Below are 21,182 nucleotides of genomic sequence, written 5' to 3' on the forward strand. Positions count from 1 at the left end.
GATCTTCAACGATTTTGGTTTTATACAAAGATGTGTGTACACCGTAGCCGCTTGCAGGGAGGGGTTGGGGGTGGGGTGTTAGAGACTTTTGCAAGAGGTCTAATGTAGACAGGACAACGCTTTTCAGCAAATTGGCACTATCTGACAAACATTTCGGCTCAATCTGAATGGCACTAAGTCAAGATACAGACCTTGCCCCAACTTCCAGCCTGGGAACGAGGATACAATAAGTCTTTGGGCTTTTCTTAGTGCCATTCGGCTCAATCCCTCAAGGATGCAGAATTTTTCAGGTTACTGATAGTAGTTTATGTTTTTATTTAGTCTCCGTACTTATTAATTAATTTAATATCAAGCTAATATAAGTAAAGATTTTTAAGTGCAATTACTGATGTTACATAGCATATTAACATAATTTATGCAAGCGAAAATATCGTGAAAATAGCTACGGAAATATACTGAATCATTTAACAAAATTTATTATTTGCCTTCTCATGTCTCAGAAAATATACGGTCACAATCATTAACTGATTATAGATATCCTTTATTAGAGCTAATTGACTCTCAAAGTTAAGAAACTTGGTATCAGTTACTAAAACTATGACGAGTAGTTGGGCTGCTAGTCACCCTTCTCTTTCAAAGACGGGAACGCGTGACCATTCTAACGGCGCTAACGCAGCGATCGCAGAGCGTCTCATTGGCGCAGCCTCGTCTCCGACACGCTGTTCGCGAACGTAGAAAAAAGAAAATAGCTAGTAAAGAGCCACTGTTATCAATCTACAGCGCTGGCTCACCGTTTTTACCGCTATAGTCAGCAGCTACTTTTTCAACTAGGAAGGTAAAAAATGGAATGGGCTATTTACAAAAAGAATACAGGCAGTTTTGTAATAGCAGTCGCAATTATGACTGGTGTTGGCGTAGTCTCGTATCTTAGTTTGCTTCAGTATAGAGAAAACGCTCAATGGGTAACACATACACGCGAGGTGCTTGAAAAGACAAAAGAAGTAATGTCAGAGATTAAAGATGCAGAGACTGGACAACGAGGCTATCTTCTCACAGGCAAAGAACGGTATCTGGAACCGTATCGTACTGCAACTGGCGAGATTGCTCAGAAACTTCAAGTTCTGCGCCAATTGACTGCGGATAACCCGAATCAACAGCGGCGGCTCGATCGCCTTGAACCCCTGATAACCAAAAAACTGGTTTTGATTGAACAGACGATTAACGCTAGGAGCAAAAACTTAGAGTCCGCGCTGCAAATAGTTCAGACAGATCGGGGTCAGCAGATTATGGAGGACATCCGAATGCTGACTACAGCTATGGAGAATGAAGAGAATGAATTGTTGAAACAGCGGTCAATGGAGGCAAATGCCAGCGCTCATCAAACAACTTTGCTAACTATTTTTGGCAGCATTATCGCTTCTGCGATCGTTGGTTTGGCAGCCACGATTACCAATCAAGAACTTGTCAAACGCAAACGGATGGAAAATTCTCTGCAAAAAGCTCGTGATGAGTTAGAAATAGAGGTTAACAAACAGACTGCCGAACTGAGAAACACTAACGAAGAATTGCAAACTGAAATTAATGAGCGCAAAAAGGCGGAGTCAGAGATTCTGCGTCTGAACGTCCAGCTTGAGGGGCGAGTTGCAGAACGTACAGCACAACTCGAAGCCACTAATAAAGAGATGGAAGCATTTAGTTATTCTGTGTCTCACGACCTGCGGGCCCCCTTGCGGAGTATCGATGGTTTTAGTCAAGCACTCCTAGAAGATTATGCTGACAAGCTGGATGCATTAGGTCAAAACTACCTTCAGCGAGTGCGTGCAGCCACCCAGCGAATGGCACAACTGATCGACGATTTACTGAATCTGTCACGATTAACGCGTAGTGAGATGCGTTACGAAAAGGTCGATCTCAGCGCACTAGTGGAGGCGATCGCTACAGAGTTGCACAAAACCCAACCTGAACGCCAAGTAGAGTTTATCATTACGTCGGGATTGGTTGCTAATGGTGATACTCATCTGTTACGGATCGTGCTAGAAAACCTGCTAGGTAATGCGTGGAAATTTACAGGAAAACATCAAAAAGCCCGAATAGAATTTGGGCTTTTACAGCAAGATGACACCCATGTGTATTTTGTCCGCGATGATGGCACAGGCTTCGATATGGCCTATATTGACAAACTCTTTGGTGCTTTTGTGCGCCTACACGCCATGACTGAGTTTGAAGGTACTGGTATCGGACTAGCTACTGTGCAGCGCATTATTCACCGTCATGGTGGCCGTGTTTGGGCTGAAAGTGCAGTGGAACAAGGCGCAACATTTTACTTCACCCTTTAACTAGAGGAATACAGCATGATTTTACTTGTAGAAGACAATCCTGACGATGAAGTGCTAACCCTACGCGCACTTAAGAAAAACAATATTATGAACGAGGTAGTGGTGGCACGCGATGGAGTAGAAGCCCTAGATTATCTCTTTGGTAAAGGTGTCTATGCCGATCGCGATATGAGCGTTATGCCAAATCTCATCCTTCTAGATTTGAAGTTGCCTAAAATTGATGGTCTGGAAGTTTTGCGACATCTGCGGGCCGATGACAGGACAAAAATCCTTCCCGTCGTCATTCTCACTTCCTCCAAAGAGGAGCAAGACTTAATCAATGGTTACAGCTTGGGAGCCAACAGCTATGTTCGCAAACCAGTAGACTTTTCCCAATTCAGTGAAGCAGTGCGACAACTAGGATTGTACTGGTTTGTCTTAAATGAATCACCACCAAGGATATAGCTTCTACCAATCCTCCAAAATCAGGTTATAGACATAAGGCTGACTTTCTTAATTACGAATTACGAATTACGAATTACGAATTACATGGGTATACCACTGCGCGTATTACTTGTTGAGGATTCAGAAGACGACGCTTTGTTGATGCTGCGCGAACTGCAACGTGGTGGCTACGAAGTAACCTTTGAACGAATTGATACACCCATAGCCATGAAAGCTGCGATCGCAGGGCAAACATGGGATATCGCGATCTGCGATTATTCTATGCCCACCTTTAGCGCCCCAGATGCATTGAAGCAGGTTAAGGAAAGTGGACTTGACTTGCCATTCATTATCGTCTCAGGAACTATTGGTGAAGATACCGCAGTCGCCGCCATGAAAGCTGGTGCCCATGACTACATTATCAAAGGCAATCTAGCACGACTTACCCCTGCTGTTGCCCGCGAGTTGCGTGAGGCACTAGTGAGGCGGGAGCGTAAACAAGCAGAGGAGCAGATTAAAGCATCGCTTCAAGAAAAAGAGGTGCTATTGAAAGAAATTCATCACCGGGTAAAAAATAATTTGCAGATTATTTCTAGTCTGCTCAACCTGCAAGCAGAGTATCTCAAGGACAATCAAGCCCTTGAGGTATTCAAAGATAGCCAGAACCGGATTGAATCAATGGCTCTGATCCACGAGAAACTATATCAATCTCAAGATTTGGCAAGGATTAATTTTGCCGACTATATTCAAGATTTAGTAACTAATTTATTTTATTCATACAACGTCAATTCCAGCGATATTATCTTGAAAATTAACGTTGAGGAGGTTTTTCTAGCCATTGATGCAGCTATTCCTTGTGGTTTGATTATCAATGAATTGATTTCAAATTCCCTAAAATATGCCTTTCCCCAAAGAGAATCGGGAGAAATTTGTATTGACTTTTGCTCCAAAGAAGGAAATTTATTTACACTTACTATCAGTGATAATGGTGTCGGTTTTGCCCAAGATTTTGACTTTCAAGCTACAGAATCATTAGGTTTACGATTAGTCAAAGGTCTAATGCATCAGCTACAAGGCAATATCGACTTTACCAGTAACAAGGGAGTAGAGTATAAAATTATATTCCCAACTCAAAATTTCTAACTTTATAAGTTAAATAAAACCATGAACCCAGTAAATATATTAGTTGTTGAAGATGAAATCATCGTGGCAATGGATATACAAAATCGGCTCAGGAAATTTGGATACAGTGTTATGGGGCTTGCCGATTCGGGAGAGGAGGCAATTAGGAAAGCAGCAGATGATTCCCTTGATTTAGTTCTAATGGATATTCACCTCAAAGGAAACATGGATGGTGTGGAGGCTGCTCAGATAATTCATAATCTTTTTGATATTCCAGTTATATATCTGACTGCTAATGCAGATGAATCAACGTTGAATCGAGCCAAGGTGACAGAACCGTTTGGCTACATTCTCAAGCCTTTCAAAGAAAAAGAATTAAAGTTCACGATTGAAATTACCCTTTCTAAACATCAAACTGAAAAAAAAATCAAACAGAATGAACAATGGCTAACTACTGTACTTAAAAGTATTGGAGATGCTGTGATTACTAGCGACGAAGCTGGAACTGTGAATTTTATGAATCCAATTGCGGAGGTACTGACGGGTTGGAATTATGCAGATGCATTTGGTAAAGAAGCAACAGAAGTATTTAATATTGCTCAGAAAGCAACTCGTATAATAATTGAAAATCCTGTAGAGCAAGTCCTTCAGTCGGGCGTTAATGTCGGTCTACCAGAACAGACGATACTTATTACTAAAAACGGTACAGAAATACCAATTGATGATAGTACCGCACCGATTAAAGATGACAACGGTAACATCACTGGTGCAGTTTTGGTCTTTCAGGATATCACCGAACGCAACCAAATTCTAGAGGCCCTAGCGCGTCGCCAGCAAGAATTCAAAGCACTAGTTGAAAATGCACCTGATATTATTTCTAGATTTAACACTCAATTGCGCTATGTTTACGTTAATCCAGCTATTGAAAAAGTTACAGGAATATCAGCCGAAACATTTATCGGCAAAACAAACGCAGAATTAAATCTGTCAGAAGAATTTTGCTGGATATGCGATCGCAAGCTTCAACAAGTTTTCCAAACAAAGGAAGAAACGGAGTTTGAATGCAGTTTAGCGATCGCCCAGCAAACAAGACATTACCATACCCGTCTTGTGCCTGAATTGGCTAGCGATGGTTCAGTATATTTTGTTTTAAGTATCTCTCGCAACATTACTGCTCTCAAACTTGCAGAGGCACAATTAATTCATGATGCCTTTCACGATATACTAACTGGTTTGCCAAACCGCGCCTTATTTATGGAACGGCTAGAACGGGCGCTCATGCTGACAAAACGACGTATAGACTATATATTCGCTGTTCTCTTTCTAGACCTAGATCGCTTCAAAGTTATCAACGACAGTCTCGGTCATATGATTGGCGACCAACTACTAACTGCCCTTGCTCGCAGATTGGAAAATTGCCTGCGCTCTGGAGACACAGTTGCTCGTTTAGGGGGAGATGAGTTTACAATTCTGCTTGACGATCTCCAAAATGCTAATGAAGTAACAAACATAGTGGAAGGAATTCATGCAGCTCTGACATCTGCGTTCCAACTCAGCGGGTACGAGGTATTTACCACTGCCAGCATTGGCATCGCCCTGAGTAAAAGTAGTTATAACCATCCAGAGGAACTTTTGCGCGATGCTGACATTGCAATGTATCGCGCAAAAGCATTGGGTAAGGCACGCCATGAGATATTTGACTCAACCATGTACACCCAAGTAACGCAGCTATTAGAGTTAGAGATGGATCTACGACGGGCAGTTGAACGCCAGGAGTTTCAAGTTTACTACCAGCCAATTGTTTTATTAGAAACTTACAAAATTATTGGCTTCGAGGCTCTCGTTCGCTGGCAGCACCCGCAACACGGATTAGTTTTTCCAGACAACTTTATTCCCCTGGCAGAAGAAACTGGGCTGATTATCCCTATTGGTTATTGGGTACTAGGCGAGGCTTGTCGGCAGATGCGTGCTTGGCAAGTACAATTTCCTACTGACCCACCCTTGACAATCAGTGTAAATCTTTCCACTAAGCAGTTTTCTCAACCTGGGCTGATTGAGAAAATTAACCAAATTATGCAAGAGACTGGTTTAGAAGGTGGCAGTTTAAAGCTGGAGATTACCGAAAGTGTACTTATGGAAAATATTCAATTAGCAACTTTTATGCTTTTGCAACTGCAACAGATGAATATCCAATTACACTTAGATGATTTTGGCATTGGCTATTCATCCTTGAGCTACTTGCACCGCTTTCCCAGTAATGCTTTGAAGATCGATCGTTCCTTTATTGCTAAGATTGGTGCTAATGGAGAAAACTTAGAGATTGTTCAAGCGATCGTCGCTCTAGCACAGAATCTAAATATAGATGTCATAGCAGAGGGCGTAGAAACACTAGAGCAACTGGCACAACTTAAAGTGATGAAATGCAAATATGCACAGGGATATTTTTTCTCTCAACCCCTCGATAGCAAGTCGGTAGAAACATTGATTTTATCTGGTCTTGAACCTAGTTAGCTTAGTGTAACTAACCCGACAAAAGCCAGATATTACAACCAATTTAGAACCGCTATAGTTAATTTGTGTTGTTAACCAAATTTTTGGAGGCGCAGCTAAACTTACCCTCAAAAAGCATCAAGCTTTAAGAAAGCTGCGAAAACTAATGACTGATGACTTTTTCAATAACAAAAAGCTACTTTTTGACCTATGGGCATCAAGTTACGATTGGTTCTTTCCTTCAGTGTTTTATCGAGCCATTCACCAACGGTTGCTGGAGTACGTCGATTTACCAGAGCTAGCAAATGTACTTGATATAGGCTGTGGTACTGGACGCTTGCTTGAGCGCCTTGCTACTCAGTTTCCCGATTTGCGAGCTACCGGATTGGATTTATCTGCTAATATGTTGCGGGTAGCAAGACAGAGCAACCGCCACCGTCCACGCTTAATTTATATTGAGGGCAAAGCTGAATCTCTTCCCTTTGCTGATGGTCAATTTGATGCCGTTTTCAGTACTATCAGCTTCTTGCACTATTTGGAACCAAAACAGGTAGTTAGTGAGATAGCACGGGTACTTTCTCCTGGTGGACGCTTTTATTTGGTTGACATTACTTCCAAAAAAGAGACAGAACCTCAATTATTGCCTATTTCTCCCCGTGGAATTAGACTCTACAGCCCTCATCAACGTCAACTTCTTGGCTCCTCTGCTGGGCTATTGTGTTTAAATCACCATTATTTACTAGGGCCTGTCTTACTAACAATTTTTGCTAAACCTCCAAGTTGAAATAGGGAAGACTAAAGGATTGGAAACAGTTTGTATCCAGCCCTGTTCTGCATATTTTAATTACGAATTACGTTAGCGACGCAGGAGCGTCATTACGAATTACGAATTACGAATTACGAATTATTTCGATATTCCATAAACACCACAGGAACTTTGAGCAGCTTTTTAGCTAACTGCGAGAATTTAAATTTCTCCTTGAGCGTAGATAAGCCTATGGTCTTGGGAAATTGTGGCAAGTCTTCAAAAGATATTGGCACAAAGTCAAAGCGACTGTAAAACTGCACCAGCCGTTGACCTAAGCATTCCAGATAAAGTGGTTGCGTTGCTGTATTAATCAAATGGTGCGTTAGCAAACTACCCAAACCGCGACCTCTCCAAGCTGATGCAACGACCAAGCTACCAAGTTCTTGTGCCCCTGAAAAATTACGCAGCTGTCCACAAGCTATAAGATTCTGATTGTATTCAATTACCCAAAATTGCTGCCAATTTAATTGGGTTGGGTCAAGTTTGGCAGAAAATACCAGCAATCGAATCGACCACCGATCCGCAGAGGTTGCTTTGCGAAGGACACATCCAGATGGTAACGATAGATTGCTCTGGTTCATTAATTATACTTTGATAGTTTGTATCACTATCATCACACCATACTATTCATTCAGATCGGTTGCCATTTTCTGTCAACTATCAATCAAGCAATTTTAAAAGCATCTTGGACATCAAACCTATTTCACGTTCTCCCTTAATGGCAGCAAGCGTTCTAAGGTTAATAAATTCGATATTTATGGATTTTCATCAGCATACATGAATAGTACTAAACAATACTTACGATAGAGGGACGAATCAGCCATAACTATATTCTGGATAGATGTACTCATACTCCTAATTTTTTTAAGATAATCCCAAGAATAAATGATTAGGAATGTAGTCATGGCTGAACAACAAAAAGAAAAATCTAATAATCAAGAAGCTACGCCTACCGCTTCTGGTGGCTACCAAACCCCCATCGAAGAAGGTATCCGCAAAACTGGCGATGCTGAAAAGAGTGATGCTAAAACAACTGCTACTCCAGAAGCGCCAGGAGAAGATTCTGTAGCAGGTAGCCCCAATCAAGGAACTGAGTCACGTTAATTGATTTGAACTTTCCCAAGTTTTAATTATCTCGTCAGGTCTTTTGTAATCACCCTAATAAAGTAAGTATTGAGTGGATATGTGGTGTAACAGCTACAATTATCCACTTATTTTTTTGTGTCATGAGCTACATTATCTCTACGTGTGTGCGTTAGGTAGGAATTTGTGCTCGTTGACTGTAATATAACACTGAGTCTAGCTCTAAGTAATTTACATATAGCGATCGCTCAGGATAACGATCTCAATATCTTGAGCGAATTTTTGAGGTTTTCTGCCGTCTTCATACTCCTCGAGAATAGTATGGTGGTCGCATCTGGGCTGAGTCAGAACCGAGATGGGCGTAGGAACAGTGTTTTATTTTACTCTCAACGCAAATTAAGGTATCTTTAAATATATATCTAATAACTGCCTAGTAACCCTCTAATAAACGCATGATTTCTATCCCTATCTAAAAAATAGGAAATCAGGTGATTATCTAACAAATTGATATAGCCCTGGACTATGGAAAAGCTCACAATTCACATTCTATTAGTAGAAGATAGTGCAAGTGATGCTCATTTGCTACACCGGATATTTAGAAATGCAGATCAAGAACAATGGCAGATGTTACATGTTGAACGGTTATCTGAGGCAATAGAAGCTAGCAGGGAAAACTCTGCGTCCACCCTTGATAATTCTCAGATAGGGAATAGAAAGCAACGCAGATTCGACCTAGTTTTGTTAGACCTCAGCCTTGCAGACTCTATTGGGCTGGACACATTAAAAGAATTTAGGGCAGCAGTACCTGATATCCCAGTAGTGGTATTAACAGGTATTGATGATGAAGATTTAGCACTGCAAGCATTAGCAGAAGGAGCGCAAGACTATTTAGTTAAAGATAAAATAAATATACAACGGTTAGTGCGTGCCATTCGCTATGCCATTGAAAGAAGTGAAATTCTCAACCAACTACGCGAGAGTGAAGAACGCACCCGTCAAGCGCTGGCAAAAGAACAGGAACTCAACGAGTTAAAGTCAAACTTTGTAGCAATGGTTTCTCACGAGTTCCGCACCCCTATGACTACGATTCGGACGGCTGTAGATATCCTTGAATACAACAGCAATAAACTAACTGATGCCCGGAGAACTAAATATTTCGATCGAATACAAAATGCTATCAACCAGATGCTTAATCTCTTAGATGAGATATTATTCTTGAGTAAAACGGAAGCAGCTAAACTCGAATACAAACCTACACTTTTAAATTTAGAAAATTTCTGTAGCGAACTCACAGATATTCTTCAACTAAATGCAGGTAGTAAGCACAGCATTATCTTTACTTGTCAAGGAGAATCGACCCAAGCCCAAATGGATGAAGACTTACTAAATTGTATCTTAACCAATTTGATTTCCAATGCCATCAAATATTCCCCTGAAAATGACACTATTTGGTTTAATTTGATTTGCAAAGATCGCTTTGCCATTTTCCAAATCAAAGATCGGGGAATGGGGATTCCTCTCAAAGATCAAATTCATCTATTTCAAACCTTCTATCGCGCCAGCAATGTAGGTGTAATTCAAGGAACAGGACTAGGGCTTACTATAGTTAAAAAATGTGTGGAGTTGCATGGTGGTCATATTCAATTAGAAAGTGAGCAGGGTGTTGGCACAACAGTAATTATTACTCTGCCACTACAATAGACTTCTGGCACAAATACAAAATTTGCCCTCAATCCCTTCTCCCCTTCTCCCAAAAATGGGAGAAGGGGAGCCAATTAAAAAGTCCCTCTCCCAAGCTTGGGAGAGGGATTTAGGGTGAGGGCTTTTGATTCATACAAGAAGTCTAGTAATTAGGCAAGTAAATTATAAAATTTAGGGATTGGGTATTGGTATGAGTTATTCTCCCTTGCTTATTTTGGTGTTTGGGGATTTGGCATTGGACAAGTTTTATTAGCAAAATCACACTGATAAATATAGGGTTCTTGCCAACTCAGGGGAATTTCTAACAAGTCTCGCGTTCCTGTCATACCTTGTCCAATAAATAGCAACAAAGCAATGCAATTTAAAATCGTATGGACGAGACGCCAGCGATTGGACTTATCTTGATAAATATCTTGAACAATTGCTAATGAAAAAATCATCAGCAGTGCTGCGGTAATGCCAATATAATAATGTGACCAATACCACTCATTGGTGCGGCGATAGACTCCATCCTGACAGCCTAGAATTACTAAACCTGCACCAGTTAAAGTTGCAAAAACTGCCCGCCACACCCGCTGTTTTGCCCGATAAAGAAATACTAATGAGGCGATGGTAGCAGCAAATATTAGCAGGATAAAAATAACTTGAAAAGGTGTTTGATTCCATAATTGATTTTTGATAATATTTTTGCCAATAGGGTAGCTTAATCCGATTAAAGTTAATCCCACAACTGCACTTGTGAGCCTTTCACCTAACTGCTTATGTTCTGCACCCACCACTGGAGGAATTTTACTCTTACTCCCCGCTAAAATTTGCAATCTACGTTGGCGTGTTTGCCAAGCAAAATTAACTACTGTACCGATGAGGGGAAACACGAATATAATTGCGATCGCTGGATGTAAAAGACCAAGAAAATCTGTTATTTGCATAGAACACCTTTCAATGAATGATTGAATTCATCACAAAGGATAATTTAAACTATCGTACCATTACTTAAATTAATTTCAGATGAGAATTTGTTTAATATTTATTTTTGTTGTTTTTAGCTGATTTTAATCAAGAAACTATTTAAATATCTTATAAAAGATGATGACTTTAGCAAATACTTCCATATATCAAAAAATATATGGAAATATTTTTTGATATAAATTTATGCAAATAATAGTCGAAAAAGAATTAAGTTTATTCTCTAACTGACGTGAATTCATTTATATGAATTGCCTATAAATACAGCGTCTAATTTTGGTTAAGTCCTAATTTTTTCAAAAAATCCGTCGCTACGTGGATTTTCTATTTTCCAGAGCAAGTAATTTTCGTCACCGTATACTATAAACGTTTTATAATTATAATTTGTTTCTATTAGCTTACGCCAGATGTCTGAAGGATTTAGTAAAAAAATATCAGTGAACTCATCAGGAATATTGGGGATAGAACGGTTTTTTACTAATTGGAACTGCACTTTTGGCTGTAAAAGATAACTGAGAGAAAAGACATTACCATAATTAATACCAGAATCATTACTAATCAAAAGTGGATGATTAGCCTGATTAATAATTCTTGCAACTTGTGGATTACCAGAGCTAATAACCTTACTCCACCAAGTTTCAGCCTGAGAACTCACTCCATAAGAAACTAGTCCACAAATAATCATTAGTCCCATGATTATTTGCCAGATTCTCCGGCGTGCAAAACTCTTATTGTTTAGCTGCGTAGCTAGTAAGTAAGTAACAGCTAGTTGAATTCCTAAATAAGAAATCAATAAATAACGTTCGGCAAGTGAGCGTATACCCCCAAAAAGTAAGTCTGGTAGCATTAAAGGTAATGCAGGAATCATAATCAGAGTGACAATAAACAACCAAATTTTATAGTTAGTTTTTCGACAAATAAAATAAATAGAATATCCAACAAGAACTAAAAAAAATGGTGTGATTAGATAGCTAAACGGATTTTCAAAGCCTAAGTCTAAATCAAGAAAAATTCGATTTAATTGTAAAAGCCAAGATTTAATTAAAGCATCTAAGGGTAAATGTCTTTGTGTCCAGGCTGTTGAACTTTTTAATTGCAACAAGTTAACTATCACAACCAGTATCCAAGGTGTAAAAGCTAAAAACCCTGCTAAAGATGCTAATAGATAAGCTTTTACTGTTCTAGTAAACCTAAATTTTGCAGTGGCAATTACATAAATACCATGAGCGACTACAACAAATCCACTGAACAAAAATGTATAAAGACTGAGTACCAATGTGACTGCATACATTCCCCAATTTAATATGGGTAGTACTCGATCTTGTGATTCCAATCGTAATGCTCGTAGCAATGAAGCACTGCATAGTAATACAGTCACTATCCAGAGAATATATTCTCGTGCTTCTTGGGCGTATACTAGGTGAATAGGAGAGATTGCCATGAGTGCGATCGCAACCTCCGATACCCATGCTGATGATTTAAATAATTCTCGACACAGCCAATAAATACTCGGAAAAATCAGCAAGCTGATAAAGGCAGATAAACTTCTAATTACCGTCACCGAATTGCCAAAGATTCCGACCCAAAGCCGAGCGAGTATATAATACAGTGGTGGATGCTGTGGATCGTCTACCTCCAAAGATATAATTGTGTCACGTAAGCCTTTTTCCATATTGGGACTTTGGAATTTGGCAAAACTTTCCTTATTAATTATGCGACCATTAAATATTTGCTGCCTGACTTCATTTGATGTATAGCCAGAAATCCGCAATGAAGTGAAAGTCTCATCATGCCAGTAAACTTTGCGATCAAGGTTAAAAAAACGAAAAAATATACCCACCATTAACAAAACTACAATGATAAACCGCAACCTATTTGGAGCAAGTTGGAGATGCTGCATAACTAAATTTCACAATAACTTGTACAATAATTATCTACTTTAACGAAACAACTTTATGACTCTCAAAACTAGTTATTAAAAATGTCTAACCAAATAGACGTAGTATAGAAGCGATCGCTCCAAGCAAATCATCAGGGTGAAGGTTCCGCCGCGACTATGCCAAATCCTGATAAACGATCATCATACGAGGCTATTAGTTGCGCAGTCAAATGTCTAATATCTACCTATACAGAAACTCAAAGGGGCGGTAAATTTTGCACACAATCGTAGTTTTGAGTTCTTGCACAAGTACTGGAAGTCGATCGGTCACTTGTGATATTTATCAAGAAATTGCTGGCGAAGTTTCCACAGTGGTGGGTTGCAATTGTAGATAGTGAGTTAGTCAAGTAATGAAGGTAGTAATTAGATCCAGTAGTTTTTTGTGCAAGATAAAAATTGTATCTTTAGCTACAAAAAGGCTTGTTTAGTGAAGTGGGTTTATGTATTCCAAGCAGGCTTATTTGTGCAACAAGGAACTTTTCAATAGTTGTCAGCTATGGAAGAATTGTTTGCCTAGTTGATAGCTTGGCAGATAATTGATTATTAGGTGAAATATTACGTCGGCGCAAATTACGAGTTTTAGCGAATTTCCAAATTGAATAATAGTTATCACTATAAACAATATCTGTCTTGAATTTATACTTTTTTTCTATGATTTTACCCCAAGCCTCTGAGGGATTAAGTAAAAACACATCAGTAAACCTATCAGGAATTTTAGGAATTTTTTGATTGTTCACCAACAGAAATCGCACTTTTGGTTCCAAAAGATAGCTTAAAGAAAAGACATTACCATAATTATTGCCAAAAGCATCACTAATCAAAAGTGGGCGCTTACTCTGATTAATGATTTGGGCGACTTGGGGATTGCCAGAATTCATACCCTTATTCCACCAAGTTTCTGCCTGTGAACTCACCTTAGAAGAAATCAAACCACAAATAATCACTAATGTCATGATTATGTGCCAAATTCTGCGACGTGACACGCTCCCATTATATAGTTGTGTAGCTAGTAGATAAGCAACAGCTACTTGGATTCCTAAATAAGATGGGATTAAATATGCTTCGGTAGATGATCGTATACTCCCAGCAATTAAATCTGGCAATATTATGGGTAATGCTGGTACTACAATTAATGTGATGATAAAAAACCAGACTTTATAGTTAGTTGCTCGGCAAATAAAATAAATGGAATATCCTACCAAAATTAAAAAGCTTAGTGCAATTAAATTGCCGAGAGGATTTTCTGAGCTAAGGTCTATATCAAAAAAAATCCGGCTTAACTGCATTAACAAAAATGGAAATATAGGTATTAAATCGAACTGTGTTGTTGTTTTGTCTGCTGAAATCAAAAATTGAAAAAAATCACCAATTACAACTGTTATCCAAGGCATGAAAGCTAAAAAACCTACTAGTGATGCTAGCAGATAAGTTCTCACAGTTTGAGTAAACTGAAATTTTGCAGTTATCATTACATAAATTCCGTGAGCAACTGCTACAAATGCACTCCAAAGAAATGTATAAAGACTAATGGCTAAAGTGACTGCATAAAGGCTCCAGATAGCGAATAAATCTGGTTTTTGTGGTTCTTCTGATAGCTCATCTTCTAGCCGTATGGCTCGCAGCAGAGACGCACTGGATAGTAAAATGGTGACTAACCAAAGAATATATTCTTGTGCTTCTTGGGCGTATACTAGGTGAATTGGAGAGATAGCCATGAGTGCGATGGCTACGCCCGCCGCAGGCATCGCAACACCAGGAACCGATAATGGCACATTAAATAATTCTCGGCATAGCCAATAAATACAAGGGAAAACCAGCAAACTAATGCAGGCTGATAAACTTCTAATCGCCGTTATCGAATTACCAAAGATTTCCATCCACAATCTGGCTATGATGTAATACAACGGTGGATGCTGAGAATCTTGTTTTGCCAAAGACATAATTGTGTCATTTAGGCTTTTGTCTGGATTTGCACCTTGAAACTGAGCAAAACTTTCTTTGCCAATCACACGATTATTAAAAAGTTGCTGTTTAGCTTCATTAATCGTATAACCAGAAATTCGCAATGAGGCATAAGTTTCATCTTGCCAGAAAACTTTACCATCAAGATTAGAAAAGCGAAATAATATACCCATCGTCAATAAGAAGATAGTTAAAAATCGCAACCAACTCGGAGCAAATTTGAGATGGTGCATAAGTGGGTTTCCTAAAAAGTTTTCTCAAATCATCTAATTAAGTGGGTTGGATGAGGTGCCATAGCAACGCCCGTCGTCGACATCGCCAAGACTTCAAGCAAAGCCTATTTGTTAAACATCACCAACCGGACTTTTATTTGATTGGGAAGATTGGCAATCAACACCTCTCCTTTATTAACTACAAAAACAAATGGGCAAGGTTGTATCAAATCCCGCAAAACTGGATTTGTTTTGGAACCGAGATATCAATGGAGTGTAAAATACACTAAGTGTAGCCCCATTTGTAGTCAGGCGACTCCATAGCTACCGTGCATTGAGCGATCGCTTTGGGGGTTATAGTTCTCAATTCTCCTAATGGCGAATAAAGGATTGTTTTTTGCCTCCAGCACAGGACAGGGTATAGAACAAGCGATGCCTACGGCGGCTTGGTATTGTTAACCGATCGGAATTACCGATCAGAATTCGAGGTAGCAGTTTAAAGTAGCTGTAGAGCATATTGATAATACTCCCTTGACAAGAAGATAAACTCTTGCTTTTAAGCTCTCGGAGGCTAAGATCGCACAGATGCGACAGCAGAATTTCTTGCGTTCGATTCCCAAAGGGTTCTTAAGAGTGCCACTCCGTGTAGCTCTTGTAGTACCTTTCGTCGTGCAAATTTCTGCTGCTGTAGGCTTAACAGCGTTTTTATCTTTAAAAAATGGTCAGAAAGCTGTTAATGAAGTTGCTACTCAGCTACGGAATGAGGTTACAACTCGGATTCATCAACATGTTACCAATTACATAGAGACTCCCCAACTTGTCACTCAGGTTAACGCCAATGCTGTCCATATTGGTCAGTTAAATTTAAAAGATGCAAAAAGTTTAGAACGCCATTTATGGCATCAAATGCAGTTATTCAAGCCCTTAAAGCCGATCGCTTTTGCAAGTACACAAGGAGAAATTCATTCGGTCGATCGCCTTCACGATGGTTCACTAGTTATCCGAAAAAGAGATCAATCAACTGGTTACAATTACTATACTTACACCACTGATAATCAAGGTAATATTGTCAGGTTACTTCAAGTTAACCCAACTTTTGATCCTCGCACTCGCCCCTGGTATACAAATGCTGTGAAAGCAGGTAAAACTACTTGCACAGAAATTTATTCCTACTTCTCTTCACCAGGGCTAGCGTTTAGTGCAACCCAACCTCTTTATGACCAGACAGGTACTTTGCTTGGAGTGACGAATGCAACGTTATCTCTCTCGCAACTGAGCGAGTTCTTGCACAGTTTAAAGATTGGTCGCTCAGGAAAGACATTTATTGTCGAGCATTCTGGAGAGTTGGTAGCAACTTCAACCGCAGAGCAACCTTTTATCCTGAGTTATGAGGCAGGAAAAAAGACATCCAAACGGCTCAGAGCGATCGCTAGTAGCGATCGGATCGCTCATCTGACAATACAGTATTTGCAGTCACAATTTGGTAATTTTAGAAACATTTCTTCTAGCCGACAGCTAGAATTTGAAATTGATGGCAATCGGCAATTTGTACAGTTAATGCCCTTTACAGCCGACTGTGGGCTAAATTGGGTGATTATCGTAGTGGTTCCAGAAGCCGACTTTATGGAGCATATCGAAGCCAACACCCGAACCACTATTTTGCTGTGTTTAGGAGCGTTGATATTGGCTACAGGCATAGGAGTGATTACTTCTCATTGGATTACTCAACCAGTTCTCTGTTTGAGCTTTGCCTCTCAGGAAATTGCAAATGGGAAGTTAGACCAAATCGTTAAAGTAGAGGGTATCAACGAACTAAGAGTTCTTGCTCAGGCTCATAATCAAATGGCTACTCAATTACAAGATTCATTTGCTGGACTCTTAGAGGTTAACAAGCAATTAGAAGCTGAAATTAACGAGCGTAAGCAGGTAGAAGAACTGTTACGACATAATGCGTTTCACGATGCACTGACAGGTTTACCAAACCGAGCTTTCTTTATGGAGCGCTTAAAACACACACTCCAGCGAGCCAAGCGACAGAAGAATTATTTATTTGCTGTATTATTTCTCGACCTGGATCGGTTTAAGGTGATCAATGACAGTCTCGGACACCTAAAAGGAGACCAATTTCTAATTGCTATTGCAAATAGATTAGAAGTATGCATACGCTCCACGGATATAGCCGCACGACTTGGGGGAGACGAATTTACAATCCTGCTTGACGAAATCCAGAATGTGTCAGAAGCCATCAAAGTAGCTGAACGAATTCAACAAGAACTAACGTTACCCCTTGAGCTTGACGGGCAAGAAGTATTTACAACGGCAAGTATTGGCATTGCCCTGAGTTCAACAGTAGACTATGACCAACCAGAAAACTTGTTAAGAGACGCTGATACAGCTATGTACCGAGCCAAGGCGCTGGGCAAAGCTCGCTATGAACTATTCAACCAAGAGATGTATACTAAGGCTCTGGTTAGATTGCAGTTAGAGAACGATCTACGCCGAGCGATCGAACGCCAAGAGTTTCAACTTTATTACCAACCGATTGTTTCCCTCACGAATGGCAGACTTATAGGCTTTGAGGCTCTAATCCGCTGGCAGCATCCAGAGCGTGGTTTTGTTTCTCCAACAGATTTTATCCCTCTGGTAGAAGAAACCGGAATGATTGTCGAGCTTGGTTACTGGACACTATATGAGGCGTGCCGCCAGATGCAAAGCTGGCAGGCGAGCAATCCAACAAACTCGTTAGAGAAAATCAGCGTCAATCTCTCAGTCAAGCAATTTTCTCAACGGGATTTAATTGAACAAATTGGAGAAATTTTGCACTCGACTGGTCTTGATGCTAGCAGTCTGATGTTAGAAATTACTGAAAGTGCAATTATGGAAAATGGCGATGAGGCAAATGCCGCACTCTCAGAATTTCGGAAGATGGGCATTAAGTTATCAATTGATGATTTCGGTACAGGCTACTCTTCATTAAGCCGTCTCCATAGCTTTCCGATTAGTGTGTTGAAAATTGACCGTTCTTTTGTTAGCCCGATAGATACTAATGGCAAGAATTTAGAAATTATTGAGACAATTATCACACTGGCACACAAATTAGGTATGGATGTTACCGCCGAAGGAGTGGAGACAAAAGAGCAGCTAGCATTTCTGAAGAAGTTGAACTGTGAATATGGACAAGGATATTTTTTCTCGCGTCCGTTGGATAAGGCGGCAGCATTAGCATTAATCGTGAAAAATCCTCAGTGGTAAGGGTTTTTTGAGAGGATTTGGATAACGCCATCTGGCAAAATCTGCAAGATTAGATATAGTTAAAAAATCAATAGTTTTAAACTGCCGATCAATAGCAGGAAGGCTGCATATTTTAGCTCCAATATTCAAGTATGCCTGCAAAATTTTCGGAATCTCAACATTAGATGAATCTGGACAATTTTGAGTCAATTCTAGGTAAAATTGTGAGTTTGGGTAAACCAAAATACTTGGATGCATCAAGTTATTCTGCCGAAAATAATCATAAGCCCAAGTAGCTTGCCCAGGACATTGTGTTAGTAATGATGCACAACCAAAGAAATATTGGTTTTTACTCCAGATGAGATAATTTGCCAGCCCTTCCCAGAGTAGTAAAAGTGTCTGACTATTGCGATATTCTTTAGCTATACATGCACGCCCAACTTCCACTGATACCTGAAGCACAGAATTGGGAATTCCATTAAGATTAAATATATCGGTAGCATCAAAGCCTAGTCTTTGAGAAGCCATTATATAGGTCTGCATCCGATAAGTTCCAATCGTTTTACCCGTATGTTTGGAGATTAAAATTAAATGATGGCAAACCGCATCAAATTTATCTATATCCATCTGGGTAAAGTTAGAAGTAGAAAATCCCAAACCTAGTTCAAGATTAAAAACTTCAAAGCGTAACCGAAAAATTGATTCTAATTCTTCTTCAGTTGAAGCCAGTCGTAGGGTATATTTTTCAGTTTGAAGGACGGGAAAATCTTCAAGAGGGGGAGGAGGATTCAGTGGGTAATTGATGCGTCCAGAAACTTCCATCTATCTTCCTACTTAGATTTGCGAAAATATTCTACTAGGATTTAGGCACTAGACTTCTTGCAAAAGTCGGGGTAAAGGGGAAGGGGAAAAGGGGAAAAAAACTCAAAATCCTTTCCCTTTAACCTTTTCCCTTTTCCCTAAGAGTGCAAAAATATATTTTTGCAAGAGGTCTACTATACAAATAGTTCACATTATGCATTAATGTGTCGAAGTGTAATTGAGACAGATTTCGATCAACAATCCTTTAGAGCAATACGCTTTGGTTAAGGATTTTTGGTACTGATTTTTGACTTGTAAAGACGCGTGAGCGCAGCGGGATGTTAGCATGGCGGGGGGTTCGCGATCGCGTCTCCAAGAGTTGCTCAGTCCAATTTTGCGTCTCTACCAAGAATTTTCGGTTGAACTAAACGGTATTGTGGTCTAGAGAGCTTTTTTACTTTCTTAGATTAGGGTTAGAGTGCTTTTATTATGGGCATTAATTCCCAAAAAATCTGGCAATAAGATACAAAATTTTCTTTTGATATACGCTATAGATGTAAGTCATAGTATTTTACACAAACCCTGATATACAGCAGAATTCAGAATTCAGGAGTAAAATATGCTTTATATTTGGGCAACAGACTTAGCTTGTGTACCTCACCAACTTGAAATCTGCTGTACATTGTGACGACAGATAACCTAAGTGAGGGAGTTATGTCAATTGATCGACTGAGAGAACTTGCTATGGTTTTCAAAAGTTGAAGTATCACAACAAGCCCGATCAAAAAAAAATTTAGAATTTTCAGCTTCAAAATCAGTTCTGCCAGTTCTGAATTAATTTGCTAACTGCACATCAAAGGGCTATTCCCGCTTGCTAGAGTGTGAGTAGTTCACGTAAAATATAATGCCATTGTTGCAGCAGTTCTCATGACCTCATCTGCGTCGTTTGACACATTAGAGTCTCTACAGGCGGATATCGCTGAATTGATCGTTCGTTTACCGACATTAAAAAATCGGCAATTTATTCAGCAAGCACTTACTACTATTGTTCGTCTAGCTGATAACGAAATTGAGCGTCTCGATTGGAAAATATTATCAGCTGCATTAGCAGATATGGAGCGCGGTTTCCAGCTTTTTTATGATTATCGACACGTTCGCAAAGTCACCATCTTTGGTTCTGCTCGTCTAGCGCCAGATAGACCAGAATACCAAATGGCTCTTGAGTTTGCTCGCGCGGTTTCTCAATTAGGATTTATGGTGATGACTGGTGGTGGTGGTGGAATCATGCAGGCGGGTCATGAAGGTGCTGGACGAGAAAATTCCTTTGGATTAAACATTCAGTTACCCTTTGAACAGCAAGCAAACCCTTTTATCGAGGGCGATCCCAAGCTAATTAACTTCAAATATTTCTTCACCCGCAAGCTGTTTCTCCTCAAAGAAAGTGATGCTGTAGCCTTGTTTCCGGGAGGCTTTGGGACTCAAGATGAAGCTTTTGAATGTATGACATTAAGCCAAACTGGTAAATTTGGGCCAGTACCTTTAGTTTTAATCGATCGCCCTGGTGGTGATTACTGGCGCTCTTGGAGCGAATATATTGATAAGCAATTAGTACAAAATGGTCTTGTCAATCCTGAAGACCCCAGCCTTTACACGGTGACAGATAACCTGGATGTGGCTTGTGATGCTATCACCCGTTTTTACCAGGTTTATCATTCCAGCCGCTATGTAGGCGAGAAGTTAGTCATCCGCCTGAAGACAGATATATCAGACGCTCTTTTAGAACAACTTAATGCTGATTTTAGCGACATTATTATTCAAGGAAGAATTGAAAAAAGTCAGGCATTACCTCAAGAAGCACAAGATGAAACTGTTGAACTACCTCGCCTCATTTTGTACTTCAATCAACGCGATTTGGGGCGCTTATATCAGATGATTGCCACAATTAACCAGATGGGTACTCCTTCACCAGAGGATGCAGCGCATCCAGAAAGAAAGTAGGTAAGCTAAAACACATCTAATTTGCATATTAAAATTTTCTCAATATCTTGTGGAGTGGACATCTTATCCGTCCTGATTATGCAACTTGAATGTTGATTAGTTTATTAAGG

The 21,182-nt window shown here is 39.8% G+C and carries 15 protein-coding genes; 10 read left to right on the forward strand and 5 right to left on the reverse strand.

Annotated elements, in window-relative coordinates; all coding sequences use genetic code 11:
* The first annotated feature begins 597 nt into the window (after nucleotides 1-597).
* The 6 genes from ACM0OX_RS25905 (at nucleotide 598) to ACM0OX_RS25930 (ending at nucleotide 7,155) form a co-directional block, all read left to right on the forward strand.
* Entirely contained in the window at nucleotides 598-735 is a 138-nt protein-coding gene (locus tag ACM0OX_RS25905; RefSeq protein WP_414517788.1) for a hypothetical protein, read from the forward strand.
* Nucleotides 736-842: 107 nt separating this feature from the next.
* Nucleotides 843-2,336 carry a sensor histidine kinase gene (locus ACM0OX_RS25910; protein ID WP_414517789.1) on the forward strand — a complete coding sequence of 498 codons (1,494 nt, stop codon included), beginning with the start codon at nucleotides 843-845 and terminating at the stop codon, nucleotides 2,334-2,336.
* 15 nt (nucleotides 2,337-2,351) lie between these two features.
* Nucleotides 2,352-2,780, forward strand: coding sequence for a response regulator (locus ACM0OX_RS25915; RefSeq protein ID WP_414517791.1), 429 nt, complete (start codon nucleotides 2,352-2,354; stop codon nucleotides 2,778-2,780).
* An 84-nt stretch (nucleotides 2,781-2,864) separates the two neighbouring features.
* On the forward strand, nucleotides 2,865-3,902 hold the full coding sequence (locus ACM0OX_RS25920; protein ID WP_414517792.1) for a sensor histidine kinase: 1,038 nt from the start codon (nucleotides 2,865-2,867) through the stop codon (nucleotides 3,900-3,902).
* A gap of 21 nt (nucleotides 3,903-3,923) precedes the next feature.
* Nucleotides 3,924-6,392 carry an EAL domain-containing protein gene (locus ACM0OX_RS25925; RefSeq protein ID WP_414517793.1) on the forward strand — a complete coding sequence of 823 codons (2,469 nt, stop codon included), beginning with the start codon at nucleotides 3,924-3,926 and terminating at the stop codon, nucleotides 6,390-6,392.
* Between the two features lie 145 nt (nucleotides 6,393-6,537).
* Nucleotides 6,538-7,155, forward strand: a complete 618-nt coding sequence (locus ACM0OX_RS25930) for a class I SAM-dependent methyltransferase (RefSeq protein WP_414517794.1) — start codon at nucleotides 6,538-6,540, stop codon at nucleotides 7,153-7,155.
* Nucleotides 7,156-7,268: 113 nt separating this feature from the next.
* Here ACM0OX_RS25930 and ACM0OX_RS25935 read toward each other — a convergent pair whose 3' ends face one another.
* Nucleotides 7,269-7,760 carry a GNAT family N-acetyltransferase gene (locus ACM0OX_RS25935; protein WP_414517796.1) on the reverse strand — a complete coding sequence of 164 codons (492 nt, stop codon included), beginning with the start codon at nucleotides 7,758-7,760 and terminating at the stop codon, nucleotides 7,269-7,271.
* A gap of 322 nt (nucleotides 7,761-8,082) precedes the next feature.
* On the opposite strand from ACM0OX_RS25935, the gene ACM0OX_RS25940 reads away from it, so the two are divergent.
* On the forward strand, nucleotides 8,083-8,283 hold the full coding sequence (locus ACM0OX_RS25940; RefSeq protein WP_414517797.1) for a hypothetical protein: 201 nt from the start codon (nucleotides 8,083-8,085) through the stop codon (nucleotides 8,281-8,283).
* A 501-nt stretch (nucleotides 8,284-8,784) separates the two neighbouring features.
* Entirely contained in the window at nucleotides 8,785-9,963 is a 1,179-nt protein-coding gene (locus tag ACM0OX_RS25945; protein ID WP_414517798.1) for an ATP-binding protein, read from the forward strand.
* Between the two features lie 209 nt (nucleotides 9,964-10,172).
* Here the strand turns inward: ACM0OX_RS25945 and ACM0OX_RS25950 are convergent, their stop codons facing one another.
* The 3 genes from ACM0OX_RS25950 to ACM0OX_RS25960 form a co-directional block, all read right to left on the reverse strand.
* Nucleotides 10,173-10,892, reverse strand: a complete 720-nt coding sequence (locus ACM0OX_RS25950) for a DUF4079 domain-containing protein (protein ID WP_414517799.1) — start codon at nucleotides 10,890-10,892, stop codon at nucleotides 10,173-10,175.
* Between the two features lie 317 nt (nucleotides 10,893-11,209).
* Nucleotides 11,210-12,829: a glycosyltransferase family 39 protein gene (locus ACM0OX_RS25955; RefSeq protein ID WP_414517800.1), complete on the reverse strand. Its 1,620-nt coding sequence runs from the start codon at nucleotides 12,827-12,829 to the stop codon at nucleotides 11,210-11,212.
* A 533-nt stretch (nucleotides 12,830-13,362) separates the two neighbouring features.
* Entirely contained in the window at nucleotides 13,363-15,063 is a 1,701-nt protein-coding gene (locus ACM0OX_RS25960) for a glycosyltransferase family 39 protein (protein ID WP_414517802.1), read from the reverse strand.
* Between the two features lie 564 nt (nucleotides 15,064-15,627).
* Here ACM0OX_RS25960 and ACM0OX_RS25965 point away from each other — a divergent pair.
* The gene (locus tag ACM0OX_RS25965) at nucleotides 15,628-18,294 is read left to right on the forward strand and encodes an EAL domain-containing protein (protein ID WP_414517804.1); all 2,667 of its coding nucleotides are present in this window, start codon (nucleotides 15,628-15,630) and stop codon (nucleotides 18,292-18,294) included.
* On the opposite strand, the gene ACM0OX_RS25970 is transcribed toward ACM0OX_RS25965, so the two are convergent.
* Nucleotides 18,268-19,095 carry a GNAT family N-acetyltransferase gene (locus ACM0OX_RS25970; RefSeq protein ID WP_414517805.1) on the reverse strand — a complete coding sequence of 276 codons (828 nt, stop codon included), beginning with the start codon at nucleotides 19,093-19,095 and terminating at the stop codon, nucleotides 18,268-18,270. The genes ACM0OX_RS25965 and ACM0OX_RS25970 overlap by 27 nt on opposite strands.
* A 906-nt stretch (nucleotides 19,096-20,001) precedes the next feature.
* Between ACM0OX_RS25970 and ACM0OX_RS25975 the strand changes: the two genes are divergently transcribed.
* Nucleotides 20,002-21,072, forward strand: coding sequence for an LOG family protein (locus ACM0OX_RS25975; protein WP_414517806.1), 1,071 nt, complete (start codon nucleotides 20,002-20,004; stop codon nucleotides 21,070-21,072).
* Nucleotides 21,073-21,182: the final 110 nt, after the last annotated feature.

Source organism: Nostoc sp. PCC 9305 (genome assembly GCF_963920915.1).
Lineage (GTDB): Bacteria > Cyanobacteriota > Cyanobacteriia > Cyanobacteriales > Nostocaceae > Nostoc.

Coding starts and splice junctions, on each gene's coding strand:
- ACM0OX_RS25970 (WP_414517805.1), bottom strand. CDS start 19,095: ATGGAAGTTTCTGGACGCATCAATTACCCACTGAATCCTCCTCCCCCT.
- ACM0OX_RS25935 (WP_414517796.1), bottom strand. CDS start 7,760: ATGAACCAGAGCAATCTATCGTTACCATCTGGATGTGTCCTTCGCAAA.
- ACM0OX_RS25975 (WP_414517806.1), top strand. CDS start 20,002: ATGACCTCATCTGCGTCGTTTGACACATTAGAGTCTCTACAGGCGGAT.
- ACM0OX_RS25930 (WP_414517794.1), top strand. CDS start 6,538: ATGACTGATGACTTTTTCAATAACAAAAAGCTACTTTTTGACCTATGG.
- ACM0OX_RS25950 (WP_414517799.1), bottom strand. CDS start 10,892: ATGCAAATAACAGATTTTCTTGGTCTTTTACATCCAGCGATCGCAATT.
- ACM0OX_RS25915 (WP_414517791.1), top strand. CDS start 2,352: ATGATTTTACTTGTAGAAGACAATCCTGACGATGAAGTGCTAACCCTA.
- ACM0OX_RS25945 (WP_414517798.1), top strand. CDS start 8,785: ATGGAAAAGCTCACAATTCACATTCTATTAGTAGAAGATAGTGCAAGT.
- ACM0OX_RS25905 (WP_414517788.1), top strand. CDS start 598: ATGACGAGTAGTTGGGCTGCTAGTCACCCTTCTCTTTCAAAGACGGGA.
- ACM0OX_RS25960 (WP_414517802.1), bottom strand. CDS start 15,063: ATGCACCATCTCAAATTTGCTCCGAGTTGGTTGCGATTTTTAACTATC.
- ACM0OX_RS25925 (WP_414517793.1), top strand. CDS start 3,924: ATGAACCCAGTAAATATATTAGTTGTTGAAGATGAAATCATCGTGGCA.
- ACM0OX_RS25955 (WP_414517800.1), bottom strand. CDS start 12,829: ATGCAGCATCTCCAACTTGCTCCAAATAGGTTGCGGTTTATCATTGTA.
- ACM0OX_RS25910 (WP_414517789.1), top strand. CDS start 843: ATGGAATGGGCTATTTACAAAAAGAATACAGGCAGTTTTGTAATAGCA.
- ACM0OX_RS25965 (WP_414517804.1), top strand. CDS start 15,628: ATGCGACAGCAGAATTTCTTGCGTTCGATTCCCAAAGGGTTCTTAAGA.
- ACM0OX_RS25940 (WP_414517797.1), top strand. CDS start 8,083: ATGGCTGAACAACAAAAAGAAAAATCTAATAATCAAGAAGCTACGCCT.
- ACM0OX_RS25920 (WP_414517792.1), top strand. CDS start 2,865: ATGGGTATACCACTGCGCGTATTACTTGTTGAGGATTCAGAAGACGAC.